Here is a 24,369-nt window from a genome sequence, read left to right as displayed (position 1 = left end):
CGGTCTGCTCGGCCGGCAGTCCGACCACCATGGTCACGACCACGTCCATCTTCTCTCCACAATCGGTGCTGGACGGTGACGAAATGCCGCTGACAGCAAAGTCGCGTTGAAAAGCTGCCTTGGCTGAACATCAGCTGCGGCTTGAGTGAACTTCGCGCAACATTCCTTGAACTCTATTGTCAGCCAGGCTCTGGGTGCCGAAGACTGGCAATCGAGTCGCAGACAGCGATGATTCGTCACCGAATGAGGAGTTGGACATGGAATCGAACGATTTCGCAGGCAACAACGACAGCGGTCAGAACGACTTCGGCAATGAGCAGCAGAGCGGTCCCGAGGGCCAGCAGAGTGGCTTCGGCGACCAGGGCGGCCAGCAGGGTCAGTCGGGTCAGCAGGAGCAGGGTGACTTCGGCGGCCAGGATCAGCAGGCCCAGGGCAGCCAGCAGGATCAGGGTGGCTTCGGCGGAGACCGTGGTCAGCAGGAGCAGGGCCAGCAGTCCGGTGGATTCGGTGGCAACGACCGCGAGCAGGGCGGCCAGCCCGGCGGCCAGGGACAGGGCGGCTTCGGCGGCGATGATCGCGGCCAGCAGGCTCAGGGCGGTCAGAACGACGGCGGGTTCGGCGGAGACGACCGCGGCCAGCAGTCCCAGGAAGGCCAGCAGTCCGGCGGATTCGGCGGAGACAACGACCGCGAACAGGGCGGCCAGCCCGGCGGCTTCGGCGGTCAGGATCAGGGTGGCTTCGGCGGTCAGGATCAGGGTGGCTTCGGTGGCGAGCAGGGCGGATTCGACGAGAACCGCTGATCTCAGCCCTCACCTGATCGGCCGTCATCATTGAGGCGCCGATCCACACGCACAAGCGGCGCACCATTCACCGGTGCGCCGCTTCATGCATTCACTCCGTGACGGTCACGCCCTGCCGGTGCCGTCCCAGGCCTTCGAGCTCGAGTTCGACGACGTCCCCGTCGGCCAGGTACGGGTACTTTCCCGACAGTGCGACACCTTGCGGGGTGCCGGTGAGGATGACGTCGCCCGGCTCGAAGGCCATCGCCTGGCTGAGCTGGAAGATGATCTCGCCGACGGAGAAGATGAGGTCACTCGTCGACGAATCCTGCCTGGCTTCGCCGTTGACCCAGCTGCGCAGTCGCAGGTCACCGGGGTCGACCTCGGCGGCGGGGCGGATCCAGGGCCCGAGCGGGGTGAACCCGGGCAGGTTCTTCCCCTTCGACCACTGTCCCCCGGACTCCTCGATCTGCAGTCGGCGTTCGGACAGATCGTTCGCCAGCACGTACCCGGCGACGTGATTGAGTCCTTCCTCCGCCGAGGCGGCCCTGAAGGTCCGTGATCCGATGACCACTCCGAGTTCGACCTCCCAGTCGGCTTTCGTCGCATACGGCGGCAGTTCGATCGGGTCGTTGGGCCCGGCGACGGTCGAGGGCATCTTGAAGAAGATGACGGGACGCTCGGGAGGTTCGGCTCCGGCCTCACGAGCATGCGCGGCATAGTTCATGCCCACGCACACGATGGCAGAAGGTCTGGTCAGCGGCGCGCCGATGCGCATCTCTTCAGCACCATCGAGCGGCGTGAGTTCCCCAGCGTCAAGCGCACTTCGGACGCGTCCGATGCCGTCGGCGGCGAAGAAGTCCGGGTCGATGTCATCGGTCAGCGGGCGGAGGTCGAAGCAGACTCCGTCGTGGCGGACTGCCGGAATCTCGTGTCCGATCGGTCCCAGTCGCAGCAGTTCCATGCGGTTCCTCTCTACTAGCTCTCGGCCACGTCGTTGTGACCTGTCGCCAGGCTAGCGAGACCGACGGCGCTAATTTGGAACTGCTCAAGTATTGGACACCCGCAGGCGTCGAAACGCCCACCGAGTTCGACCGTCACACGGTCTGCTGGCGGATGTAATCGGCTTTCGCGCGGCGGGGTACGACGACGATCGGCACAGGAGAGTTCTGCAGGATCCGCATCGCGTGACTGCCCAGTGACACTCGCTTGAGCGCACCCAGCCCGGAGGACCCGAGCATCATCACTTCCGGATGCTTCCACTCGACAGCTCCGAGCGCCGCGGCCCAATCGGCGCCGGTTCCCACGACGACGTCCGTCTCACCTGGCTTGATGTGCAGCTGCTCGATCGAGCACAGGATCTTGTCCGTGTCGCGCTGGACGGTCTTCGTCCATTCGTCGATGACGCGTGACTCCATGTCGAAGGGCACGTTCGCCGAGGCGACCACACGCGAACGCGGGGCGAACGAGGCGATGCGGAACGGCACGTCCGACTCCGCCGAAACCATCGCAGCACCAAGAATGAGATCCGCCGAGGTGGACGATCCCGAGTACGCGGCCGTGATCCGCTCCAGCCGCGCCCCCGCAGGCGCTTCGAATCCGGCCGGGGCCAGGGCCACCGGCAGCCTGGCACTATGCAGCAGACCGTTCGACACCGACCCGAGCGCGATCTTGCCCGGCCTTCCTTCCGACGATGGTCCGACGACGAGGCGATAGGCGTCGGTCTTCTCGCACATCTCGAGCAGACCTCGCCGTGACGACCGCGCGGAATGGAGGACGCATTCGGACTCGAGATCGCTGGGAATGAGCGCACGCGCCTCGTCGAGCGCCGCCTCGGCGACGGTGCGGAACCTGTTCTCGTACTGGCTCTCGAAGTGCACGGGCGCCATCGGGAACGCAGCGGAGTCCACGGCGGTTGCGACGATCCGGCGTCGATAGGTGCGGGCGAGGACGATGCCCAGCTCGACGGCTGCGCGGTTATCCTGACCTGGGGCAAGACCGACGACGATGCTCATTTGGCTCCTCCTGTGGAGTCCGTTCCGGGGGATTCGGGATTGGTGGGTCCCGCCTCGGCGAGCTGCTTGCCGAGGACGGAGGACTTGCGGCCGAAGATGAAGTACAGGCCCAGGATAAAGGCGGTCCAGATGATGAAGACGACGATCGTGATGACCTGCAGGCTCGAGATGATCCAGAAGCAGCCGATGATCGAGAGCACCGGCAGGACGGGATAGAACGGGACCTTGAAGCCGCGTTCGAGGTTCGGTTCGCGCACGCGCAGGATAATCACGGCCAGGGAGACGACGACGAAGGCGACGAGGGTGCCGATCGAGGTCATCTCGGCGAGGAAGTTCAACGGGATGAAGCCGGCGAGGACCGCGATGACGGCGGAGACGACAATCGTGCCTTTGACCGGGGTGAGTGTGCGGGGATTGACCTCGCGGAAGAGCTTGGGCATCATTCCGTCGCCGGCCATCGTGAAGAGAATCCGCGACTGGCCGTAGATGGAGACCAGGGTGACGGAGAAGATCGAGATCACCGCGCCGGCGGCCACGACCGTGCCGGGCCACTGCGAGCCGACGATGTTCTCGAGGATGGCCGACAGGCCTGCGGTCTGTCCGTCGAATTTCTCCCACGGCTGGGCGGACAGGGCGGCGACGGCGACGAGGACGTAGACGGAGGTGACGATGATGAGGGCGGCGATGAGAGCTCGGGGCATCGTCTTCTTCGGGTTCTTCGTCTCATCGCCGGCCGTGGCGACAGCGTCCATGCCGACGTAGCTGAAGAAGATCAGACCCGAGCCGGCGACGACTCCGGAGATGCCGAAGGGGGCGAAGTCGGCGAAGTTATTCGAGTCCCAGCCGGTGACGCCGACGCAGATGAAGAAGATAAGCACGCCGATCTTGAGGCAGACCATGATCGCATTGACGACGATGGATTCGCCGGTGCCGCGCACCAGGAGGAAGCAGCACATCGCCAGCAGCAGGATGGCAGGCAGGTTGACGATGCCGCCTTCTTCCGGCGCGTAGGCCAGGGCGTGCGGGATCTGGAATCCGAAGAGGTTGAACAGCAGCTGGTTGACGTACTGCGACCAGCCGACTGCGACGGCCGCACCGGCGACTCCGTATTCGAGGAGGAGACACGCGGCCACCCCCATCGCCGGCAGTTCGCCGAGGGTCGCGTAGGCATAGGAGTAAGAGGAACCGGAGACGGGGACGGATCCGGCGAGTTCGGCGTAGCAGATGACCGCGAGGCCGGCGACAGCACCGGCGATGACGAATGACCAGATCACGGCGGGTCCCGCCACCGGAACGGACTCGGAGAGGATGAAGAAGATGCCGGTGCCGATGGTCGAACCGACGCCGACCATCGTCAGCGAGAACAGCCCGATCGTGCGTTTGAGATCGGTCTCGACGTCTTCCTTCTGCCGCGGCACCGGTTTGATCCGGAACAGCTGCTGTCGCAGTGTGGGCATGTTCTTCTCCAGACTTCATCGTCTTACTTGCCTGTGGGCGGAGCCCGTCGCGCACCGGTCGGGTGCGCTCGCTGCTCGCCGCTACTGAGACCATACGACAGACTGCGCGGTCCGATTCGGTTTCTACCGGAATTCATCGGTGCGAAATCCGTCGCCTCTCACCGAGGCGGCGCCGACCCTGCGCACGGCACTGCAGGTGGAGCACGAGATACGCTCCAACGAATACTTTATTCAACCAAATGGTTGACTTACGAGAACTGGTAGACATATCCTTTTATCAACCCATTGGTTGAATGATTGTTTCGATGCAGATTCACAGGAGGCTCAAATGGCCGATCAGCTGTCCAAGGTCTTCGCCGCTCTGGCCGACCCGACGAGGCGGGACATGGTGGCCAGACTCAGCGTCGCCGATTCGACGGTGAACGAACTCGCCGAACCTTATGAGGTCAGCCTGCAGGCCGTATCGAAACATCTCAAGGTGCTCGAGGACTCCGGACTGGTCTCCCGCACCCGTGACGCCCAGCGCAGACCGGTCCACCTCGAAGACAATGTGTTCGATCTGATGACGAAATGGATCGAGAGATACAAGCAGCAGGCAGAGGAACGCTACCAACGCCTCGACGCGGTCCTCGAAGCGATGAACGCGGACGAGGAAGCGAACGACTCGGACTCCAGCGCCGCCTCGGCGGAGGGATCCGAGGCCACATCACCCCACAGAAAATCACGCAAAGGAGCATGACATGACCGCCACAGACACCGCAGCCGACTATTCGACTCTCAAGCTCGACGTCCCCGAGGGCGTGCAGACCGTGTCGATCACCCGCGATTTCGCCGCCTCACCGGACAAGGTGTTCCGGGCCCACATCGACCCCGAACTGTTCGTCAAGTGGTGCGGACCGGACTCGATCACGAACACGATCCGGGAATGGAACGCGACGACCGGCGGGAACTGGAGCTATGTCTCGCACGACGATCGCGGCGAGTACGCGTTCTTCGGCTCGTTCCATGAGGTGCGGGAGAACGAGCGCATCGTCCAGACCTTCACCTTCGAAGGATTCCCGGACGCGGTCAACCTCGAGATCCTCACGCTCACCGACCTCGGCGACGGGCGGACCAGGCTGATGTCGACCTCGATCTATGACTCGCTCGAGTCCCGCGATGGCATGGTCGCCTCGGGCATGGAGCACGGCATCGTCGAGGGCTACAACAAACTCGATCGCCTCCTAGACCACCCCTAATTGCTACCCGACGGGGGCTCAGCAACCTGGCGCCAGGTTGCTGAGCCGCCGTCAGGTAGTTCTTGAGGGGTCGGACGACCTGGCAATGTACAGGCACAGCTCGTTGATGCCGATGAGGAAGACACCGGAGCCCAGCAGGGCTGCACCCGGGGCCTCGACCGCGAGGATCAGCAGGATGATTCCCGCAACGACGAGCGGATAGCTCAATGCTGTCAGCAGCAGGGAGCGACGGGCGGGTTCCTGCAAGTTTCTGATCACCGTTCCAGTTGATGGGCTGGGCCGACTGGACCGTCATCACGTCCGACGAACCTTCAACGGGCGTCGTAACGGCGACGGGACCTCTCAACAGTAGCGGGTCTCCGAGTCGATGTATCTCCCACAAAAGGATGAAATTCGCTCTCCAAGGCACCTGACGGGGGCTGAGCAACCTGGCGCGAGGTTGCTCAGCCCCCGTCAGGTAGCAATTAGGGGCGTTCGGACATGGTGGCGAAGTAGGAATCGCGGCTGCGGCGCACGTGTCGGGCCATTGCCTGGGCGGCTTGCTCAACCCGTCCGGCATCGATGGCGGCGATGATCTCGCGATGCTCCGGCCACGCTTGCGGGCCCCGGCGCATGAGGTTGAGCGAGTACAGCCACTCGATCTTGCCGGAGATCTGACGCAGCAGGCTGATGAACGACAGGCTCCCGCTGAGTTCGGCGACCGCGAAATGGAACCGCATATTCAGTACCGCCAGGTCCTCAAAACGTTCTTCAGCGATGACGGCGTCGCCGGCCTCGAGGATCTCGTTGATCTCTGCGCGGATCTCCGACCACTTCGCATCGTGCTCGCCGCCGGCACTGAGTTCGGCGGCCCGGCGGGCGGCGCGCTTCGCGGTCGCCGATTCGAGCACGATGCGGATCTCGAACAGATCCTCGGCATCCTCGGCCGGGGAGGGCGCGACAACCGAACCGCTGAACTTCCGGGACTCGACGAGCCCATCGGCTTCAAGAGCACGCAGCGCTTCCCGGATCGGAATCCGCGACACTTCGTAGCGTTCGGCCAGGGCGACCTCGCGCAGCTTGGTCCCGGGCTCGAGCTTGCCCTTGATGATGTCGGTGCGGATCTGCGCGGCGACATCCAGTTGCGCATCGTGCGAATCAGCCATGGTCATCTCCCCGCCGCATAACCCTGCGCCCCACGCGGATTCGCTCCGGCGCTCAGCCGGCCCGTCGCCGGATCCCGGGTCACGCACGACAGCCGGCCGAGCTCCCACTCCCCCGCCCTGGTCACGTCGTGACCGCGGTTGATGAGTCCGTTGATGACATCCTCGCCGAGGCGGTCCTCGACGACCGCTCCACCCGGAACCCAGGTACGTGGCCAGAACGATCCCGCCAACGACGTCGTGTGCAGTGCCGGTGCATCGATGGCCTCCTGCGCACGGTAGCCGCCGACGAGCATGCGCAGGATCAGCAGCAGCTGCCACTGTTCCTGCTGGTCACCGCCGGGTGAGCCGAGAGCGATGATCGGCTGCCCGTCTCGGGAGATCAAGGTCGGGGTCAATGTCGTGCGCGGACGCTTGCCCGGGCGCAGTGCCGAGGGGGCCGCCTCGTCGAGCCACATCATCTGCAGCCGGGTGCCGAGGCAGAATCCGAGCCCGGGGACGGTCGGCGAGGATTGCAGCCACCCTCCGGACGGGGTCGCCGAGATCATATTGCCCCACCGATCGACGACGTCGAGGTGACAGGTGTCGCCGTTGTTCACGCCGTTCTTCTGTACGGTCGGCTCCCCGATGCCGGCTTTGATCAGCGCTTCTTTGTCATCACCTTCGGGGATGAGCGGGGTGGTGAAGACGGGCGCCGCACCGTCCCGGCCGAGACCGGGCCGGAATTCCGCCGATGCCTGCTCGGTGATGAGTTCTCGTCGGGAGGCCGCATAGGAGTCGCTGAGCAGCCAGTCGAGGTCGACGTCGGCATCGCCGTAGTAGGTGTCACGGTCGGCCATGGCCAGCTTCAGCGCTTCGAGGATCGTGTGCGCTCCGCTCTCGGTCGACGGGTCGAGGCAGTCATCGTCGAAGCCCTCGAGGATCTTCAGAGTCTGCAGCAGCACCGGACCTTGACCCCAGGCGCCGATCTTCGCGACCTGATATCCGCGGAAGTCGATGGTGACGGGATCTTCGAACACAGCGTCGAAGGCGGAAATGTCCTCCAGCGTCATGATTCCGGCGTGGTCGCCTCCGGTCGAGTGTCTGTGCGCGGTGGAGATGAAGTCGGCGATCGCCCGCGCGACGAATCCGGACTTCCACTCCTGACGGGCCGCTCGGATCCGCTCCTCCCGTGTCGCAGTGCCGTCACCTACAGCAATGAGTCTGCGCAGCACATCGGCGTAGGCGTGGTTGAACACCAGCTCGCCGGCTTCGGGAACTCGGCCTTCGGGCATCCACTGTGCGACCGAGGTCGGCCAGTGCTCGGTGAAGAGTTCGCTGACCTTCGCGATCGTCCCGGCTGCTCGGGCGAGGATCGGATGCCCGTTGTCGGCGTAGTCGATGGCGAAGTCGAGGACGTCGGCGAGCTCCCACGTCCCGTGGTGTTCGAGCAGGTTGAGCCACGAGTCGACGGCTCCGGGAACGGCGGCGGCGAGAGCCCCGGAGCCGGGAACCATATCGAGGCCCTCGCTGCGGAAATGCTCGATCGTCGCCGCGGCCGGAGCCGGCCCTTGCCCCATCATCACCTGTGGTCGGGAAGGCTCGGCGGCGGTGGCGAAGATCCCGGTCATATCACCTCCGGGTCCATTGAGGTGGGGCTCGACGACGTTGAGGACGAAAGCTCCGGCGACGGCGGCGTCGAAGGCGTTCCCGCCGCGTTCGAGCACCGCCTGAGAGGATGCGGTCGCCAACCAGTGCGTCGATGCCGCCATCCCGAAGTGCCCCTCGAGGGTGGGGCGCGTGGTGAATGCTGGGGGCGGTGAAAAGGTCATGGGCGAAGTCCTTCGGCAGTGGTCAGCTGATCGTCGTTCGGCGTGCAAGCCTTGGTCAGCTGTCGATAACGACGATACCCGGACAATTCCGGTTGCCCCTCGATTGCATGCCAACCGTCACCTGATTACAGTTTTGTATACAAATTACCCCTCATGGCGACATTCCGGCACTGCCGCCGGCCCCACTCGCCCGGAAAGGACACCATGACTCGTCGCCTCGACCTGGCCATGCTCCTGCTGCTGACCTTCTCGACCGGCATGGTCGACGCCATCGGCTACCTCGGCTTCGACAAGGTCTTCACCGGCAATATGACCGGCAACGTCGTCATCCTCGGCATGGGCCTCGCCGGCGCCGACGGCGTCCCCGTCCTCCGCCCCGTCCTCGCACTCGTGTTCTTCATGGTCGGAGCCGCACTGTCCGGTCGCATCCTCGGCGACATCGGCGAGAACTGGCACCACCGGACGACCGTGATCTTCTCCGGCGTCGCCGTCGGCTGTGCCGCATTATCCGTCTACGTCGCGGTCGTCCCCGACCCCGAGATCGGGCTGGCCGGCACGATCTTCACCTCTGCCCTGTCCGCGCTCATGGGTGCGCAGGCCGCGGCCGCACGGAAGATGAAGATCGCCGACGTCACCACCGTGGTGGTGACCTCGACGATCGTCGGCCTCGCCGCCGATTCGAGCCTGGCCGGCGGTGACAACGTCCGCTGGATCCGCCGAGCCCTCGCCGTCGTCCTCATCCTCATCGGCGCGCTGGCCGGTGCCGCCACGCTCATGCTCAATCAGTGGATCGGCATCGCCCTCGTCGCCGTCATGATCGCCGCCGCGGCCGTGATCGGCCACCTCGGTGAGAAGAAGAGACGAACCCTCGCCGAGGCGGCCGCCGCCGTTGCCTCGAACGCATGAGTTCCATATCCGCCCAGTCGGGACCGTGGCCGCAATCGACCACGGCCCCGTTCTCACGGCGGCACCGATACCCTGGACGTCACCGCACGCCGAGCTTCTTCCACACCACGAGGATCGCCGCCACGCTCAGCGCTCCGGCGAGCAGCACCCAGTAGGCCGGGGCTTTCGCGTCACCGGTGATGCCGATGAGCCAGGCCGCCACCAGCGGGGTCAGCCCTCCGAAGATGGCAACGCCGACGTTGTAGCCCAGTGACAGGCCGGTCCCTCGTACCTCAGTTGGGAAGATGTCGCCCATGACGCTGGCCAGCGGCCCGTAATAGGCGGCCTTCAGGATCGAGAAGATGACGACCACGACGATGAGCACCGTCAGCGCGTTGGCCGCGACGACCCAGGTGAAGAGGACCCAGGTGAGTACCATGACCGCGAGCGCCGCCGGAATCATGAAGGTCAACCGTCCGACTTTGTCGCAGAAGTAGCCGGCGACCGGTGTGCAGAGGAACAGCACGAGTCCGGACACAAGGGTCGCCCAGAATCCTGCGGAGCTGTTCATACCGAGGTTGTCGACAGCGTAAGTCGGCACATACGTGATGAAGTAGTTCAGGCAGGTCGAGACAGCGATCGCGCCGATCGCCAACAGCACAGCCAGTTTGTGATGTCGCAGCACACCTCCGATTGCTACTGCTTCCTTGGGCTTGTCAGCTTGGGCAGCGGCAAACTCGGGAGATTCGGGGACATGCCGGCGTATGTAGAGTCCGACCGGGCCGACGAGGAGTCCGACGATGAATGGCAGGCGGAAGCCCCAGGTCTCGAGTTGTTCCTGCGTCAGCGTCGTCGTTACGGCCACACCGATGACGGAAGCGAGAATTGTCGACATCGCCTGCGAGGTGAATTGCCAGCTTGCAGCGAACCCTCGGCGATCGGGCAGGTGTTCGACCATGAGCGAGGTTGCCGAACCGAATTCGCCTCCGGCGGCAAACCCCTGAATGAGTCGGGCAAGCAGTATGAGCAGCGGTGCAGCCAGTCCGATGACATGAGCCGGTGGCATGAGCACGATCATCAGTGTGCCTGCGAACATCAGCCAGATCGTCAGCGTCAGTGCCGGTTTGCGTCCCTTCCGGTCAGCAAAGCTGCCGAGCACGATTGCTCCGACCGGGCGGATGAAGAAGGACAGAGCGAAAGTGCCCAAGGCCAGCATCACTGAGACCGCATGGCTCTCGGAGGGGAAGAACGCCACGGAGATGTACACGGAGAAGTACGCGTAGACCGAGATGTCGTACCACTCGAGGGCGTTGCCGATCGAGGCCGCGGTGATGACCTTCCACGATTTCACCGGTTTGTTCTCAGCGGTATTCTGCGCTGACAGCTGTTCTGTCATGACTGGGCTCCTTTGCCTGCAGTGTGGTGGGACGGCTTGGTCGTCGGCGACATGGGGTCTCCGACAGCTGGCGGGATCATTTCGAGGAGAACCAGTCGTCCGGACGCATGCGCATGTCCCAGAACATTCCCGTCATGATCTCCGCACCCTGCTTGAGGATCGATACCAGCGCATGCTCATTCGGTGCGTGCTGGTTGCATCCCGGGTAGGAATGCGGCACCCAGACGGTCGGCAGTCCGAGCACTTCGGCGAAGACATCGTTCGGGATGGTTCCCCCGAGGTTCGGCTCGACGGCGACGTCGAGTCCGGTCGTTTCGCGGATCGAGTCCACCGCTGCCGTGACGACTCGTGCTTCCGGGTCCAGACGTGTGGCCGGCATGCAGTGTTCGAGCTCGACCGCGACCCCATGGATCCCTTTTTCTTCGAGGAAGGTCCGGACCCGGTTCTCGAAATCGCTGACATCCGTGCCCACGACGTATCGCAGCTGCATGCTCGCCGAGGCGGTGCCGGGGATCGCGTTGACGACCTGGGTCGGGTCGCCCGCATCGAGGGCGAGGACCTCGAGCACATTGAAGGCGAAGACCCGTTCAGCGGGGCTCAGGCCGGGCTCGCCCCAGTCCGGATCGGTCTCCGGCGCACCTTCCTCGACGATGTCAGGCAGCTTCGCCACTGCGTCGAGCACCGAGGCGGGAGGATCTTCAGGGCGCAGCGCAGGGATCCGTATGACGCCGTTGGCATCCACCAGAGCGTTGATCGCGGCGGCGATGACCGTGGCCGGGTTCCGCAGCCGACCGCCCCAGTTGCCCGAGTGGTGGTCGCCGTCGCGCTCGTGGGCGATGAGCCGGAAATTCAGTGCCCCACGGGAGCCGAGGAACAGCGTGGGGACCTCGGCGGCGATCCGTGGTCCGTCGGAGGCGAGGAAGAGCTCGGCCGAGAGGTCATCGGCATGTGCGGCCGCAAACGAGCGCAAGCCCTTGGACCCCGCCTCTTCAGCGGTCTCGATGAGGATCGTGATGTTGTAGCCGAGCCTGGCTTCGCCGGTTCCGTGCTCTGCACGGAAGCCGTCGAGCACGGTCTTCAATGCCGCCGTGTTCACGCTGTGCTGGCCTTTGTTGTCGGCAGTGCCGCGGCCATACAAGCGGTCACCGTCACGAGTGAGCACCCAGGGGTCGAGGCCCTCGGCCCACTGCAAATCGTGGGCGAACTGCACATCGGCATGGCCGTAGAGCAGCACCGTGGGCAGCTTCGGGTCCTCGACGCGCTTGGTGATGAGAAGCGGGTGTTCGTCCGATTCCGGATTGTCGTGGATGGTCGAAACGAAATCGAGTTCGTCGAGTTCTGGAACCAGCTCTTCGCTGAGGTAGGCCAGCGCTGCCGGCCCGCCTCCGGGTGCTTGGCTTTCGGTGCGCCGGGCGACTCTGCGGGATAGCCGATCGATGAAGTCTGCGCTGCGGACGAATTCGCCCGCACGCCGGGCAAGATCGGTTCGGGTTTCGGGGGAATCTGCCGCAACGTCGCGGCCGGTGTTCTCTGCGTTCATGACTGTCAGCATCGCCCAGCAGACGACTCGACAACACCCGGATCCGTCCACACCCAGGTGCGTTTCCCGCACCGAGGTGGTGCGTTTGCTGCACCACCGACGTACTCTGGAGTCGCACCCGGCCGAAGGACGACCACGATGACCGATCTCCGCAGTCTCAAGACCCTGCTTGCCGTCGTCGAATACGGGTCGATCCATCTTGCCGCGAGGTCGATCTTCATCTCGCACTCGACAGCGAGCCGTCAGATCAGGAGCCTGGAAGAGCATTACGGCACACAGCTCTTCGAACGGACGAGTGCCGGAGTCAATCCCACAGCACAGTGCCTTGCTGTCGCGGATTTTGCTCGCCGAACCATCGCCGAGTCGGAACTGCTCGCCGACTCGTTCGGGGAGTACTCGGGCGCGGTCGAAACAGTCTCGATCGTGACGAGCACCGGGTTGGGGCAGACCGTGGTTGCCGATGCCATCAACCGACTGATGAGGATGACTGACAGAGTTCAGGTCAGCATCATCGACCGCGGATCGGTCGAAGCTCTGCAGGTGCTGCGGAACCGTCGGGCCGACCTGTGCGTGAATTTCTCGGTCTCCAGCCACGAATTCGGAACCTTACCGGGGGTCCGCAAAGTCGCCGAAGTGGAAGCGACGAACTTTGCGATTCTCGACGGACACCATCCGCTGGCTGACCGGTCCAGTCTTTTCATCAACGATATGACGGACTTTCCTGTCGGAACACTTCCCGCCGGGAACACTGCTCGGATGCGCATCGAGCAGGCGGTCCGGGCCCAGGGGCAGGTCTTCTCCCCGTCACTTGAGGCCACATGTCCAGTTCTCATGCTGCGCTCTCTCGTGGGAACGTCGATGATCGCGATGATGGCCGGTCGAACCATTCCGACGAACCTCAATGCAGTTGGCTGCAAAGCGATTCCGATCGTCGATCCGGATATCGAATCGCGCTACATTCAGGTCCTCGAAGCCGAGCCGCGCCGCGAATCCCACGGTCTCGACCTCATGGTGGAGGCTCTGCAGAACAGTTTGTGAGATGTTCCGGGTTCTTCACATTCTTCTTCTCTTAGAACCGTTCATCCCCTCACTCGGAGGGGAATTCCGGAAGCAGGCGTGGGCCCGAACCGCTCGAGCCGAGCGCGTCATCGGGGTTGAGCACTCGGCAACTGCGCAGTGAGACGCAGCCGCAGCCGATGCATTCGACGAGTTCGCTCTCCATCCGCTCGATCTCCTTGCGACGGGCTTCCAACTTGCCCCTCCAGCGCTCGCTGATCCGTCGCCAATCGGACTTCCCGGGCATCCGATCGGCAGGGAGATCCTCGAACACCTCGGCCACCTCGGCGAGGGGAATGCCCATCCTCTTCGCCACTTGGATCACCGACACCCGGCGGAGAACATGACGGGCGTATCGGCGCTGGCCTCCAGCGGTGCGGACCGAGGCGATCAGCCCCTGCCGTTCGTAGAAATGCAACGCAGAGACGGCGACTCCGGTTCGTGCAGCCACATCGCCCACGGACAGGATATCGGTCGGCGACGGCTTCTTGTCGCTCATGGAGACCCTCTTTCCCTCGCTCGACACTGACCCATTGACCTCAACTTAAGTTGAGGTTTTAGCGTAATCGATATGAGAGACGAACACGAGAGCGCGATTCCAGAACATCCCTCCGAAGGCGCAACCGCGGATGCCGCCGCAGCACAGTTGACGGGCGGCTGGCGGGAACTCTTCAGTGCCGAGCATGCAAGCGCTTCCCTCGTCCTCGCCGGCGGCATTGCCGTATTCGCGATGAACACCTTCGTCACGGCGGCCCTGCTGCCGTCGACGATCGCCGACATCGGCGGGCAGCAGTACTTCGCATGGGTGACCACGGCATTCCTCGTCGCCTCTGTGCTCGCCTCGATGCTCGTCGCCAGGGTGCTCGGTTCGATGGGCGCCGCGTGGTCGTACCTGCTCGCGTTCGGCCTCTTCGCCATCGGCTCGCTCGGCGCCGCGCTCGCTCCTACCATGGAGCTGCTGGTGATCGCGCGGGTCGTTCAGGGACTCGGCGGAGGTCTGCTCGCCGGGCTCAGCTACTCGGTGATCCGCGATGCCCTGCCGAAGCGCCTTTGGACTCGCGCGACAGGACTGGTCTCGGCGATGTGGGGGCTCGGCACACTTATCGGCCCAGCCGTCGGCGGAGCATTCGCCCAGGTCGGGTACTGGCGCGGGGCCTTCGGTCTGCTGACGCTGATATCGGTTGTGCTCGGCCTTATGGCGCTGCGCAGCCTTCCCCGCGAGGCTTCCGGTCAACGGGACTTCGGCCGCCTTCCGATCCCCTCGCTGTCGCTGCTCGTCCTTGCCTCCGCTGCCTTCAGCATTGCCGCGGTGGTTCACACGGGCTGGCCCACGATGATCGCTCTTGTTGCAGGAGCGGCACTCATCATCACCTTCATCGCCGTCGATCGGACTTCCGCTTCTCCAGTCCTCCCACACATCACCTACCAGCGCGGCAATCCGCTCAAGTGGATCTATCTCGTCATCGGGATCCTCAGCTCCGCGGCGATGGTGGAGATCTTTCTGCCGAAGTTCGGTCAAGATCTCGTCGGCATGCCGCCACTGTTGGCGGCTGTATTCGGCGTTAGCATCTCGGTCGGCTGGAGCTTCGTCCAGCTGTTCAGCGCGAGTATCGATGATTCTCGCACCGGCCGGAGGCTCATGACCCTCGGCCCCATCCTTGTGACCGCGGGGCTGGTCATCTACGCCGCGACGCAATTCGTCGACGCGGAGTGGATCGCTTGGGTCTGGGCCGTAAGTCTGGTGCTCGCCGGCTCCGGAATCGGCCTCGCCTTTCCGCACCTCAACGTCGCGGCGATGAGCAGCAGCGATGACCCCGTCGAAGGATCCAAGGCGGCCGCCGGGCTCGGCACCGCCGAGCTCATCAGCAACACGATCGCCTCAGCACTTGTCGGAGTGTTCGTCGCCGTCGGCGGTCCGGGCGCGACCGGTGCGATGACGATGGGTGCCGGCATCGCCGTCCTCGGCGGCATCGGCATCATCGGTACCGTGATGATCATGCGCGGCACCGAGGCGGCCGCCGCCGTTCCGTCAGATGTCTGAGCTCATGTTCCACCACTTGGATCTTCGGCGACACCGGCCCTGGCGCCTGACCATAATCGAGACATGAGCAATGGAGCCGAGACGACAGCACTGCAACAGCCGACCTTCCCGCTGAAGGCACCCGGAACAGCGGTGGTCCACGCGGGTCCACGGCAGAACCCCCGCATCGTCTCCGTTCCGACCCGCTGCACCGAGCACGTCCTCGAACTGCCGGAGGGCGCGGACCTGTTCAGCTCCCTCGAAGCATCCCTGAAAGACTTCGCAGTGAACGGCGTCATGGCCGAGTTCGTCTCCGGACAATTCGGTCACATCGACTATGTCCATCCGGCCTACGGCCCCGACGCCGAGCACCCGATGTCGTTCACCGAGGCATTCGCCGTCGACAGCCCCACGAAGCTTCGCCACGCATCTGCGACGATCGGCTTCCGTGAGGGCACACCGTTCTGCCACGTCCACGCCTCATGGACCGGTGCGGACGGCCAAACCAAAGGCGGACACCTGTTGTCGGGCACTCTGGCGGGGCCGGCAGGACTGACGATCCGACTCTTTACCCTTCACGATGCAAAGCTGATCAGTGAGGTCGACCCCGAGACCGGGTTCTCAGCTTTCGCCCCGACGCCCACCGACCGGGCAGTGACGAAGTCAGAACCGCCCGAGTCTTCGGGCTCCCCCGATGCCGTAGTTTCCCGCGTCCGTCCCGGTGAGATCCTCGACGAGGCGGTCCTCGCCGTCTGCCGCAACGCAAACTTCGACTCCGCCGAGGTTGTCGCGAGTCTCGGCAGCACGACCGGAGCCGTGTTCACCGATGGCACCGCCCCATGGCCGGCCGTCGAGTTCACCCATCTCACCGGGACCGTGACCGGCGCACGGTCCTCGGCTCCGCAGACCAACCTCTCCGGCGAGGTCGTCGACGTCGCCGGAGAGGTCAGCTCCGGCACTCTCAAGGCTCAAGCCAATCCCGTGGCGGTGACCTTCGAACTCTTCGTCCGCCGCACCGACTGACCGGACACGTCGCCCAGCCAGACAGGTCCGCAGAGACAACGATCCCCGCACCATCCTGAGGATGATGCGGGGATCGCCCGTTCGAGTTCAGAACACTCAAACGCTCACGACATCACGGCCCCGCCGTCGACGCGCAGAATCTGTCCGGTCGTGAATGCGGCACCGTCGGTAGCGAGGTAGGCGACCGCCTCGGCGATCTCATCAGGCTGGCCCATCCGATCGAGCGCCTGCCCGGATAAGTCGTACGACTGACCGACGGTGAGCGCTGATTCGACCGGTCCCGGTGCCACCGAATTGCAGCGGATGCCCTGGCATCCGTACTCCTTGGCCACCCATTTCGTCAGGGCGATAATCCCGCCCTTGCTCGCCGCATATGCCGGCCCCGACCGTGCCCCAGCCTCCCCGTCGGAGACCGCTCCGCCGTTGATGCCCGAGATCGATGAGATGTTGATGATCGACCCCTTTCCCGCCTCGATCATGTGCGGGTGCACGGCGGCCTTGATGAAGTTGAACGTCCCGCCGAGGTTGGTCTCGATATCGCGTTGCCACTGTTCGGCGGTGATCTCATCGATGCCGATGCGCGCGGCCGTGCCCGCATTGTTGACGAGGATATCGAGACCCCCGAAGGTCGACACGAACGATCCGACCGCAGCGGTCACCTCCTCGCCGTCGCGGACGTCGAGTGCGAACGCGGCGAACCGCTGATCCGGGTACTCCGAGGCCAACGACGCGGCAGCCTCTTCGGCACCCTTGAGATCGACGATGCCGACCGAGGCGCCTCGCTTGGCCAGCGCAGTGGCGATGGCCAGGCCGATGCCCTGGGCGGCGCCGGTGACCAGGGCCGTCTTGTTCGTGAGCAGATACGGTTCCATGTTTCTCCTTCGACAGAGTTGAGTGAGGCCCGAACTATCCGACCCCGAGCAGGTCGGGCAGCCAGTTCGAGATCGCCGGAATGTAGGTGATGAGCAGCAGGGCGACGATCGCGCAGATGAGGAACGGCATGATCCCGCGCACGACCTCTTCGAGCTTGACCTTCCCGATGCCCGCACCCACGTAGAGGTTGAGCCCGACCGGCGGCGTGAACAGGCCGATCGCAAGGTTGACGGTCATGAACACGCCGATCGTCGTCATGTCCACGCCCACGCCGATGAGGATCGGCACGAGGATCGGGATGAACAGGTAGAACGCGCTGATCGCGTCAACGAAGGCGCCGACGATGAGCAGGATGATCGTAATCGCCGCGAGGATTAGGTACTTGTTGTCCGTCACGCCCAGCACCGCCGCCGAGATCCGGTCGGCCACCCCTTCGACAGTGATGACATAGGAGAAGAGGCTGGCCACGCCGACGATGAACATGATGACCGCGGTCGAGACCCCGGATTCGAGGAACACCTTCGGCATGTCCTTCCAGGTCAGCTCCCGGTAGACGAACACCCCGACGATGAGCGCGTACACGGATGCGACGGCTCCCGCCTCGGTGGGGGTGAAGATTCCGCCGTAGATTCCGCCGAGGATGATCACCGGGATGAGCAGTCCGGGGATGGCTTTGACCAGCGCGGTCATGATCTCGCCGAACCCGCCTTCGGGGTTGACCGTGGCTGTCGGATCCGCGGTGCCGACGCCCGATCCGGTGGATCCGGAACTCGCCGAGGCGGCCTTCCCGTCCGCCGTCAGCAGCTGGGTCTTGCCCGCTGCCGCACCGTCACCCGAACCGCCGTTACCGGCGGAGTCGGTATCGGCGGAACGGGACGCAGACTTTCCGGTCGACGCGGACCCCGCGACCGCCTCGGTGCCGGTCTTCGTTCTCACCGGCAGGCCGGCGAGCTCACGCACCCGAGGGACGAACAGGGCCGCGATGAAGAACGCAACAGCCATGATGATGCCGGGCACGATGCCGGCGATGAACAGTCGGGAGATCGAGATCTTGCCGAACTCGGCGGCGACGACGGCGAAGATGATGAACGCGATCGACGGGGGCACGACGATGCCCATCGAACCGGAGGCCGCGACGAGGGAGACCGCGTGCTTCTTCTGGTACCCGTTGCGCACGAGCGCGGGGATGAGGATCGCACCGATCGCGGCCACGGTGGCCGGCCCGGAACCGGAGATCGCGGAGAAGAAGAACGCGGAGATGATCGTCACCGCGGCCAGGCCGTGGCGCAGGCGTCCGAAGATGAGGAACGCGAGGTCGACGAGTCGCTGCGAGATGCCCGTGTACTGCATGACGATGCCGGCGAGGATGAAGAACGGGATCGCCAGCAGCGTGCCCGAACTCATCGATGGGAACATCACCGAGGGCACGACGTCGAGGACCTGCACACCGTCGGTGGTCACCAGGGTGACGACGGCGGAGAGGCCGAGGGCGAAGGCGACGGGGATCCCGAGGCCGAGGAAGAGGAAGAAGCTGCCGAAGAGCAGGAGCGCGATCATTTCCGGCCTCCTTCGGAGTCGGTTGAGAATTCGGACGAGTCGATGGTCGGGGCGGCTTCGCTGGCGAGCCGCTCGACGACCGCCTCGGCGGAGGTGTCCTCATGCAGTGCCGTCCGCAGAGCCTGGAGGCTGCGGATGATTCCGAGCAGACCGGCCAAGGGAATCGACAGGGTGAACAGCCATTGCGGGATCCCCAGCGACGGGGTCGCCCGTCCGCGCAGCCCCTGCGCGATCGTCATCTCGCCGCCCCAGATGAGGAGGACGGCGAGGAAGACGACGATGAGGGTGGTGCCGGTGATGAGCAGCGTTCGGCGGACGCTGCCCTTCGCGTTCTCGACCAGGTAGGTGAACCCGAGATGCGCGCCGAGGCGGATCCCGACGACGGCTCCCATCATCGTGAGCACGACGAGGAGGTTGATGGTGATCTCCTCGGAGAAGGCCAGTGAGGCCTTGAAGATGTAGCGGGAGAGGACGTTGACGAAGGTGACGAGGACGATCACCATGAACGAGGCGATGACGACCCAGTCCTCGAAGAATCTGATGACTCTCATCTCACAGTCCTTTCGGGATGAACGCCTGGGACATGTCCGGTCCCCAGACCTTGCGGTATTCGCAGTAGATCGGACCCAGCTTGGCGCGGAAGGCGTCCTTCTCCTCATCGCTGAGTTCGTTGACCTCCATGCCGGAGTCGGCGAGTTCGGCGATGAGCTTCTCTTCGCCGTCCCTGTTCTTCTTGATCTGGAAGTCGTTGGCCTCGCCGGCCAGGAGGCTCACGAGCTTCTGGTCCTCCGGCGTCAGCGAATCGAAGAGGTCCTTGTTGATGCCGAGGACGAGCGGGTCGTAGGAATAGTTCCATAACGTCAGGTACGGCTGGACCTCCTGCAGGTTCGCCGAGTAGATGACGTCGATCGGGTTCTCCTGCCCATCGATGGCCCCCTGCTGCAGAGCGGTGAAGACCTCGCCGAAGGGCATCGTCGTCGGGTTCGCGCCGAGTCCGCGGTATAGGTCGGTGTACATGCCGAAGCCGGGGATGCGGAACTTCATGCCCTTCATGTCTTCGGGCGTGTGGATGGGCCGGTGCGTGTTCGTCAGCTGCCGCATTCCGGATTCGCCGAAGCCGAGCAGGTGCACTCCGCGTTCGGCGAGGTAGTCGCCGTAGACGTCCCCGCCTTTTCCGGCGAGCGCCTTCTGACCGTCCTCGACGGAGTCGAAGACGAAGGGGGCGGTGACGGCGCCGAAGCGCGGGTCGACGCCGGCGTAGATGATCGGCGAGTTGTAGGAGAAGTCCTTCGCCCCGTCCATGAGCTGTTCGACTCCGGCCGTGGCCTCACCGGCCGACAGCCGTTCGTTGGCGAAGACCTTCATGGTGATCCGTCCGTCGGTCTCCTCGTCGAGGTCCTTCGCGAACTTCTCCGCCGCGAGGTACCACGTCGAGGTCGACCCGGTCGTCACCGTCATCTTCCACCGGTAGCGCTGCTTTCCGTCGTCGGTGGTGCCGAAGTTCGTTCCGCACCCTGCCAGCAGCAGGGCGCACACCATCAGTACGGCGGACCAGACGAGCATGCTCCTCGTCGTCCGTGTTCTCGGCACCATTGCCTCCTTGATTTCCGTTATTTCACTGTCGTTGGGTTCGGTGGGGTCAGGCCCCGACCGCGGTGGATTCCCTCGCCGAGGCGGCACTCGGGTCTGCGTTCACGTGCCCTACCGCGATGGTTGGGCCCTCCCCCGCCGAGTCGACCGCCGCCGTCCGTGCGAACCGCAACCTCATCGTTTCGGCATCCCCGCGTAATGGGTCAGTCCCCCATCCACGGGGATGAGCGTGGAGTTGATATAAGCCGATTCGCTTGATGCGAGGAACACCGCGAGGTCCGCGACGTCCTCGGGCCGGCCCATCTTCCCCGTCGGCGACTGGGCATGCCGGGCGGCGAGCATCTCCTCGACCGAGCCATAGTGGCCCGAGATCGAGCGATGGATGAGCGGGGTCTCGATGAGGCCCGGGGCGATCGAGTTCGCACGGATGCCTTCGGAGGCATACTGCGCGCCGACGACCTTCGTCAGTTCGATGAGCCCGGACTTCGAGGCCGCATACGCCGGATAGTCATACCCCATGTACCGCATACCGCCGACCGAGGACACCGTGATGATCGACCCGTGTCCGGCCGCGCGCATATGCGGCAGGGCATGCTTGATCGCGGAGAACGCCCCGGTGAGGTTGATGTCGAGGGCGCGACGAAAGCCGTCGGTGGCGAGTTCGTCGACTCCCCCGTTGACGACGATGCCGACGTTGTAGTGGAGCACGGTCGGTCCACCGAGGCGGTCGGTGCAGTGCGCGAATGCCGCTGTTAGAGAGTCTTCGTCGCCGACATCGGCGACGACCGTGGTCAGCTGAGCGTCGAGATCAACCCCACCGAGGTGGCCCCGCCCGGCTGTGTCCGCCCCGTTCGAGTCGGCCTGGGCGAGGGCCCGTGTCGCTTCGTCAAGCGCCCTCGGGTCGCGGTCGACGATGCAGACCTTCGCCCCCTCGCGCAGGAATCCGATCGCCGCAGCGAAGCCGTTGTTCACCTCCCCGTCCGGAGTGCCGCAGCCGATGGCCATGATCGTCGTGCCGACTAACCTACCTGTCGGCACTGACACGGCTGCCGTCCCTGTCGTGTTCATCGTGCGCTGCCCCGTCCTTGGGAGTGTTCGGCCTTGAGTTCCTTGCGTGCGAGTTTGCCGTAGGCGGTGACCGGCATGGTCTCGACGAAGTGGATCTCCTTGGGCACCTTGTATTTCGCCAGCCCCGACTTGCAGAGCGCGGTCAGCCGCTCGGCCAGCTCGTCGGCATCGGCATCGGCAGCACCGGCACCTTCGTTCCCGGTCGACGGCGCGCGTTCGATGACGGCCACGCCGATCTCGCCCCACTGCGGGTCGGGCACGCCCACGACGACGGCCTGGGCCACCTCGGTGTCGGTGAGGAGGAGCTCCTCGATCTCGCGGGGGTAGACGTTCGAACCGCCGGAGATGTACATATCGGACTTGCGGCCGGTGAGGAAGAGGTACCCGCGTTCGTCGAGGTAGCCGACGTCGCCGGTGTGGAAGAGCCCTCCGGCGAAGGATTCGGCGTTCGCATCGGGGCGGCCGAGGTAGCCGGCGCACACAGTCGGTCCGGCCACGCAGACTTCGCCCTGCTCACCGGCGGACAGTTGTGCGCCGGTCTCGTCGACGATGACGATTTCGACCCCGGTGCGGGCGCGGCCGCAGGTGCCGATGCCGGCATCGTCGACGGGGATGGCTCCGTGGTCCTCGGGGCGGAGGATCGTGATCGCTCCGGTCACCTCGGCGAGTCCGAAGTACTGGACGAGGCATGGCCCGAGCCTCTCGAGCGCCCGGGCTTGGTCGGTCGCGAGCATCGGGGCTCCGGCGTAAATGACGCACTCGAGGGTGTGGTCCTCGGGTCCGCGGCCCGACGGGTAGCCGGCGGCGATGCGGTTGAGGATGGTCGGGACGGTGAAGGCGTTCGTGATCCCGTAGGCGTCGATGGCCGGCCACAGGGACTCCACGCTGGGCTTGCCGCCGGGGTGGATGATCGACGGAGTGCCGCCGAAGACCTGTCCGAGCATGTGGATGCCTGCACCGTGCGACAGCGGCGCGAGCACGAGGGACGCCCCGGTCTCATCCTCGTTGGGGAAGAGGTCGCAGCGGTGATTCATGAGCACCGCGCCGAGGTGGCGGTGCGTGAACGTCGCGGCCTTGGGCCGCCCGGTCGACCCGGAGGTGAAGAAGTACCAGCAGGGGTCGTCCTCGTCGACTGTCGAGTCGACGGCCTCTGCCGGTGCGGCTGCCGCCTGGGCCGTGGGCAGGTCGCCGATCCAGAAGACGGGGCCGGTGAAGCCGGTGTCTTTGAGGGCCGTGACGAAGTCGGTGTGGGCGCGGTCGGCGATGACGGCGGCGGGGGCCACCTCGGCGCTGATGCCGAGCAGCTCCTCGGTCGACAGGGCCGCGTTAGGTGGGGCGATGACGCCGCCGGAGCGCAGGATGCCCCAGAAGGATTGGATCACCTCGGCGTGGTTGGCCGAGACGAGGAGGACGGTGTCGCGCCGGTCCACGCCACCGGCCTGGAGGGCGGCGGCGAGCGCTTCGGCGCGGGCGTCGAGTTCGGCCCAGGTCCAGCGCTGCCCGTGATCGTCGTCGACGACGGCGAGGCGGTCGGGGATCCGGCGGGCGGTCTGGGTGAGGAAGTGGGAGACGTTGACCCCGCGCCGGGGCGTGGGCGTGAAGTCCTTGGCCGGGGACGTCTGGGAGATGGCGCGCATCAGCGGACGCGCTCGAGCACGGAGGCGAAGTTCGACACGGCGGCGCCGCCCATATTGAAGACTCCGGCGAGTTCCGGGGTCTCGATCTGGATGCCGGGCGAGCGGCCGGTCAGCTGTGCGGCGGCGAGGGCGTGCATGGACACACCGGTGGCACCGATGGGGTGGCCCTTGGCCTTGAGTCCGCCGGAGGGGTTGACGGGCAGGCGGCCGCCGACCTCGGTGGCACCGTCGTCGAGCAGGGTGTGGCCCTGCCCGGGGGCGGCGAGTCCGAAGGCTTCGTATTCGAGAAGTTCGGCGATGGTGAAGCAGTCGTGAGTCTCGAGGAAGTCGAGGTCGTCGATGCCGATGCCGGCGGCTGTGAGCGCCTGCTCCATGGCGGCGCGTGCGCCGGCCATCTCCAGCGGGTCACGCTGGGACAGCGGCAGGACGTCGTTGGCGTTGCCCATGCCTCTCCAGGACACGGCCTGCGGTGCAGAGGCGGCGACATCCTCGGCGGCCAGGACCAGGGCCGCGGCCCCGTCGGAGACCATCGAGCAGTCGGTGCGGCGCAGGGGTTCGGCGACGTACGGGTTCTTCTCGTTCACGGTGTTGCAGAACTCGAAGCCGAGGTCCTTCTGCATGTGCGCGAGTGGATTCTGCGATCCGTTGGCGTGGTTCTTCGCGGCGATCTTGGCCAGTGTCTCCGAGTGGTCGCCGTAGCGGTCGAAGTACTGGCGGGCGATCTCGCCGAAGACTCCGGCGAAGGATTTAAAGTGCTCCTCCTCTTCCCGGAAGCTGGCGCTGAGCAGCACTTCGTTGACGTCGTGGCCGGAAGCCTGGGTCATGCGTTCGGCGCCGATGACCAGGGCGGTCTTGTGGCGGCCGGCGGCGATGGAGTCGTGAGCTGCAAAGATCGCGGCAGACCCGGTGGCGCAGGCGTTCTCGTGGCGGTGAGCCGGTGTGCGCGCGAGTTCGGGGAACACGGTGCCCGGCAGTGCGGCTTCAAAGCCTTGGCGGGAGAGTCCGTTGTTGAAGACGCCGACGTGGATGACGTCGATGTCAGCCGGATCCAGTCCCGCCTCGGCGATGGCGTCGCGGGCGACGTCGGCCATCATCTGGGGCAGCGGTGATTCGGATCGTCCGAACTTGCCGTGGGACCAGCCGATGATCGCAGGTGAGGACATGGACACTCCTTTGGGTACCGGGCTCTGCGGAACGAGCACTGTCCTCTCATACTTTCCCGGTCCCACCAGCTGGTCAAAGAAAATCCACCATATGGAACATTGGTGTCGGCAGTGGTTCC

General features: G+C 65.0%; 23 protein-coding genes. 7 read left to right on the top strand and 16 right to left on the bottom strand.

The window, feature by feature from the left end; all coding sequences use genetic code 11:
* The first annotated feature begins 257 nt into the window (after positions 1-257).
* Positions 258-800 carry a hypothetical protein gene (locus tag AC3CD9_RS17195; protein WP_488365204.1) on the top strand — a complete coding sequence of 181 codons (543 nt, stop codon included), beginning with the start codon at positions 258-260 and terminating at the stop codon, positions 798-800.
* A 91-nt stretch (positions 801-891) separates the two neighbouring features.
* Here the strand turns inward: AC3CD9_RS17195 and AC3CD9_RS17190 are convergent, their stop codons facing one another.
* The 3 genes from AC3CD9_RS17190 to AC3CD9_RS17180 form a co-directional block, all read right to left on the bottom strand.
* Positions 892-1,743 (bottom strand): fumarylacetoacetate hydrolase family protein, encoded by an 852-nt coding sequence (locus AC3CD9_RS17190; protein ID WP_488365203.1) that lies wholly within the window; start codon positions 1,741-1,743, stop codon positions 892-894.
* Positions 1,744-1,876: 133 nt separating this feature from the next.
* Entirely contained in the window at positions 1,877-2,794 is a 918-nt protein-coding gene (locus AC3CD9_RS17185; protein WP_488365202.1) for a universal stress protein, read from the bottom strand.
* On the bottom strand, positions 2,791-4,251 hold the full coding sequence (locus tag AC3CD9_RS17180) for an APC family permease (protein ID WP_488365201.1): 1,461 nt from the start codon (positions 4,249-4,251) through the stop codon (positions 2,791-2,793). Before AC3CD9_RS17180 ends, AC3CD9_RS17185 begins: the two co-directional genes overlap by 4 nt.
* A gap of 328 nt (positions 4,252-4,579) precedes the next feature.
* Between AC3CD9_RS17180 and AC3CD9_RS17175 the strand changes: the two genes are divergently transcribed.
* A complete protein-coding gene (locus AC3CD9_RS17175) occupies positions 4,580-4,990 on the top strand; it encodes an ArsR/SmtB family transcription factor (RefSeq protein ID WP_488365200.1) in 411 nt (136 codons plus the stop codon).
* 1 nt (position 4,991) lies between these two features.
* Positions 4,992-5,489: an SRPBCC family protein gene (locus AC3CD9_RS17170; protein WP_488365199.1), complete on the top strand. Its 498-nt coding sequence runs from the start codon at positions 4,992-4,994 to the stop codon at positions 5,487-5,489.
* A 51-nt stretch (positions 5,490-5,540) separates the two neighbouring features.
* On the opposite strand, the gene AC3CD9_RS17165 is transcribed toward AC3CD9_RS17170, so the two are convergent.
* The 3 genes from AC3CD9_RS17165 to AC3CD9_RS17155 all read right to left on the bottom strand — a co-directional run bounded on the left by AC3CD9_RS17165 (position 5,541) and on the right by AC3CD9_RS17155 (position 8,442).
* Positions 5,541-5,747, bottom strand: coding sequence for a hypothetical protein (locus tag AC3CD9_RS17165; protein WP_488365198.1), 207 nt, complete (start codon positions 5,745-5,747; stop codon positions 5,541-5,543).
* Positions 5,748-5,953: 206 nt separating this feature from the next.
* Positions 5,954-6,634, bottom strand: a complete 681-nt coding sequence (locus tag AC3CD9_RS17160) for a GntR family transcriptional regulator (RefSeq protein ID WP_488365197.1) — start codon at positions 6,632-6,634, stop codon at positions 5,954-5,956.
* 2 nt (positions 6,635-6,636) lie between these two features.
* Positions 6,637-8,442, bottom strand: coding sequence for a gamma-glutamyltransferase family protein (locus tag AC3CD9_RS17155; protein WP_488365195.1), 1,806 nt, complete (start codon positions 8,440-8,442; stop codon positions 6,637-6,639).
* A 204-nt stretch (positions 8,443-8,646) separates the two neighbouring features.
* Between AC3CD9_RS17155 and AC3CD9_RS17150 the strand changes: the two genes are divergently transcribed.
* The gene (locus AC3CD9_RS17150) at positions 8,647-9,348 is read left to right on the top strand and encodes a YoaK family protein (protein WP_488365194.1); all 702 of its coding nucleotides are present in this window, start codon (positions 8,647-8,649) and stop codon (positions 9,346-9,348) included.
* 79 nt (positions 9,349-9,427) lie between these two features.
* Here AC3CD9_RS17150 and AC3CD9_RS17145 read toward each other — a convergent pair whose 3' ends face one another.
* Both AC3CD9_RS17145 and AC3CD9_RS17140 read right to left on the bottom strand, forming a co-directional pair.
* Positions 9,428-10,723 (bottom strand): MFS transporter, encoded by a 1,296-nt coding sequence (locus AC3CD9_RS17145; RefSeq protein ID WP_488365193.1) that lies wholly within the window; start codon positions 10,721-10,723, stop codon positions 9,428-9,430.
* Positions 10,724-10,799: 76 nt separating this feature from the next.
* A complete protein-coding gene (locus AC3CD9_RS17140; protein WP_488365192.1) occupies positions 10,800-12,263 on the bottom strand; it encodes a M20/M25/M40 family metallo-hydrolase in 1,464 nt (487 codons plus the stop codon).
* A gap of 138 nt (positions 12,264-12,401) precedes the next feature.
* On the opposite strand from AC3CD9_RS17140, the gene AC3CD9_RS17135 reads away from it, so the two are divergent.
* Positions 12,402-13,301 (top strand): LysR family transcriptional regulator, encoded by a 900-nt coding sequence (locus tag AC3CD9_RS17135; RefSeq protein ID WP_488365191.1) that lies wholly within the window; start codon positions 12,402-12,404, stop codon positions 13,299-13,301.
* Positions 13,302-13,350: 49 nt separating this feature from the next.
* Here the strand turns inward: AC3CD9_RS17135 and soxR are convergent, their stop codons facing one another.
* Positions 13,351-13,818, bottom strand: coding sequence for a redox-sensitive transcriptional activator SoxR (gene soxR, locus AC3CD9_RS17130; protein WP_139467793.1), 468 nt, complete (start codon positions 13,816-13,818; stop codon positions 13,351-13,353).
* A gap of 72 nt (positions 13,819-13,890) precedes the next feature.
* Here soxR and AC3CD9_RS17125 point away from each other — a divergent pair, with 72 nt between their 5' ends.
* Both AC3CD9_RS17125 and AC3CD9_RS17120 read left to right on the top strand, forming a co-directional pair.
* Entirely contained in the window at positions 13,891-15,360 is a 1,470-nt protein-coding gene (locus AC3CD9_RS17125; RefSeq protein ID WP_488365190.1) for an MFS transporter, read from the top strand.
* Between the two features lie 63 nt (positions 15,361-15,423).
* Positions 15,424-16,362: a PCC domain-containing protein gene (locus AC3CD9_RS17120; RefSeq protein ID WP_488365189.1), complete on the top strand. Its 939-nt coding sequence runs from the start codon at positions 15,424-15,426 to the stop codon at positions 16,360-16,362.
* Positions 16,363-16,466: 104 nt separating this feature from the next.
* On the opposite strand, the gene AC3CD9_RS17115 is transcribed toward AC3CD9_RS17120, so the two are convergent.
* From AC3CD9_RS17115 to AC3CD9_RS17085, 7 genes are all read right to left on the bottom strand, one after another.
* On the bottom strand, positions 16,467-17,234 hold the full coding sequence (locus AC3CD9_RS17115) for an SDR family NAD(P)-dependent oxidoreductase (protein ID WP_488365188.1): 768 nt from the start codon (positions 17,232-17,234) through the stop codon (positions 16,467-16,469).
* A 34-nt stretch (positions 17,235-17,268) separates the two neighbouring features.
* Complete coding sequence (locus AC3CD9_RS17110; protein WP_488365187.1) at positions 17,269-18,792, bottom strand: TRAP transporter large permease; 1,524 nt, start codon at positions 18,790-18,792, stop codon at positions 17,269-17,271.
* On the bottom strand, positions 18,789-19,343 hold the full coding sequence (locus AC3CD9_RS17105) for a TRAP transporter small permease (RefSeq protein ID WP_488365185.1): 555 nt from the start codon (positions 19,341-19,343) through the stop codon (positions 18,789-18,791). The genes AC3CD9_RS17110 and AC3CD9_RS17105 overlap by 4 nt, the downstream gene beginning before the upstream one ends.
* Before the next feature lies 1 nt (position 19,344).
* Positions 19,345-20,385: a DctP family TRAP transporter solute-binding subunit gene (locus tag AC3CD9_RS17100; protein WP_488365184.1), complete on the bottom strand. Its 1,041-nt coding sequence runs from the start codon at positions 20,383-20,385 to the stop codon at positions 19,345-19,347.
* A 171-nt stretch (positions 20,386-20,556) separates the two neighbouring features.
* Positions 20,557-21,450, bottom strand: a complete 894-nt coding sequence (locus tag AC3CD9_RS17095) for an SDR family NAD(P)-dependent oxidoreductase (protein ID WP_488365183.1) — start codon at positions 21,448-21,450, stop codon at positions 20,557-20,559.
* Positions 21,447-23,087 (bottom strand): AMP-binding protein, encoded by a 1,641-nt coding sequence (locus AC3CD9_RS17090; RefSeq protein ID WP_488365182.1) that lies wholly within the window; start codon positions 23,085-23,087, stop codon positions 21,447-21,449. The genes AC3CD9_RS17095 and AC3CD9_RS17090 overlap by 4 nt, the downstream gene beginning before the upstream one ends.
* Complete coding sequence (locus AC3CD9_RS17085; protein ID WP_488365181.1) at positions 23,087-24,250, bottom strand: thiolase domain-containing protein; 1,164 nt, start codon at positions 24,248-24,250, stop codon at positions 23,087-23,089. Before AC3CD9_RS17085 ends, AC3CD9_RS17090 begins: the two co-directional genes overlap by 1 nt.
* Positions 24,251-24,369 lie beyond the last annotated feature (119 nt).

The sequence above is a fragment of the Brevibacterium sp. MGP-B1 genome (genome assembly GCF_057766545.1).
The sequence above is the reverse complement of the archived record's forward strand: the minus strand, read 5'-3'. Positions and strand labels throughout refer to the sequence as shown.

Bases quoted from the DNA above. Each gene is read 5' to 3' on its own strand.
- AC3CD9_RS17185 (WP_488365202.1), bottom strand. From the start codon at position 2,794: ATGAGCATCGTCGTCGGTCTTGCCCCAGGTCAGGATAACCGCGCAGCC.
- AC3CD9_RS17125 (WP_488365190.1), top strand. From the start codon at position 13,891: ATGAGAGACGAACACGAGAGCGCGATTCCAGAACATCCCTCCGAAGGC.
- AC3CD9_RS17095 (WP_488365183.1), bottom strand. From the start codon at position 21,450: ATGAACACGACAGGGACGGCAGCCGTGTCAGTGCCGACAGGTAGGTTA.
- AC3CD9_RS17160 (WP_488365197.1), bottom strand. From the start codon at position 6,634: ATGGCTGATTCGCACGATGCGCAACTGGATGTCGCCGCGCAGATCCGC.
- AC3CD9_RS17120 (WP_488365189.1), top strand. From the start codon at position 15,424: ATGAGCAATGGAGCCGAGACGACAGCACTGCAACAGCCGACCTTCCCG.
- AC3CD9_RS17100 (WP_488365184.1), bottom strand. From the start codon at position 20,385: ATGGTGCCGAGAACACGGACGACGAGGAGCATGCTCGTCTGGTCCGCC.
- AC3CD9_RS17105 (WP_488365185.1), bottom strand. From the start codon at position 19,343: ATGAGAGTCATCAGATTCTTCGAGGACTGGGTCGTCATCGCCTCGTTC.
- AC3CD9_RS17085 (WP_488365181.1), bottom strand. From the start codon at position 24,250: ATGTCCTCACCTGCGATCATCGGCTGGTCCCACGGCAAGTTCGGACGA.
- AC3CD9_RS17170 (WP_488365199.1), top strand. From the start codon at position 4,992: ATGACCGCCACAGACACCGCAGCCGACTATTCGACTCTCAAGCTCGAC.
- AC3CD9_RS17195 (WP_488365204.1), top strand. From the start codon at position 258: ATGGAATCGAACGATTTCGCAGGCAACAACGACAGCGGTCAGAACGAC.
- soxR (WP_139467793.1), bottom strand. From the start codon at position 13,818: ATGAGCGACAAGAAGCCGTCGCCGACCGATATCCTGTCCGTGGGCGAT.
- AC3CD9_RS17180 (WP_488365201.1), bottom strand. From the start codon at position 4,251: ATGCCCACACTGCGACAGCAGCTGTTCCGGATCAAACCGGTGCCGCGG.
- AC3CD9_RS17110 (WP_488365187.1), bottom strand. From the start codon at position 18,792: ATGATCGCGCTCCTGCTCTTCGGCAGCTTCTTCCTCTTCCTCGGCCTC.
- AC3CD9_RS17090 (WP_488365182.1), bottom strand. From the start codon at position 23,087: ATGCGCGCCATCTCCCAGACGTCCCCGGCCAAGGACTTCACGCCCACG.
- AC3CD9_RS17135 (WP_488365191.1), top strand. From the start codon at position 12,402: ATGACCGATCTCCGCAGTCTCAAGACCCTGCTTGCCGTCGTCGAATAC.
- AC3CD9_RS17150 (WP_488365194.1), top strand. From the start codon at position 8,647: ATGACTCGTCGCCTCGACCTGGCCATGCTCCTGCTGCTGACCTTCTCG.
- AC3CD9_RS17190 (WP_488365203.1), bottom strand. From the start codon at position 1,743: ATGGAACTGCTGCGACTGGGACCGATCGGACACGAGATTCCGGCAGTC.
- AC3CD9_RS17175 (WP_488365200.1), top strand. From the start codon at position 4,580: ATGGCCGATCAGCTGTCCAAGGTCTTCGCCGCTCTGGCCGACCCGACG.
- AC3CD9_RS17145 (WP_488365193.1), bottom strand. From the start codon at position 10,723: ATGACAGAACAGCTGTCAGCGCAGAATACCGCTGAGAACAAACCGGTG.
- AC3CD9_RS17115 (WP_488365188.1), bottom strand. From the start codon at position 17,234: ATGGAACCGTATCTGCTCACGAACAAGACGGCCCTGGTCACCGGCGCC.
- AC3CD9_RS17140 (WP_488365192.1), bottom strand. From the start codon at position 12,263: ATGAACGCAGAGAACACCGGCCGCGACGTTGCGGCAGATTCCCCCGAA.
- AC3CD9_RS17155 (WP_488365195.1), bottom strand. From the start codon at position 8,442: ATGACCTTTTCACCGCCCCCAGCATTCACCACGCGCCCCACCCTCGAG.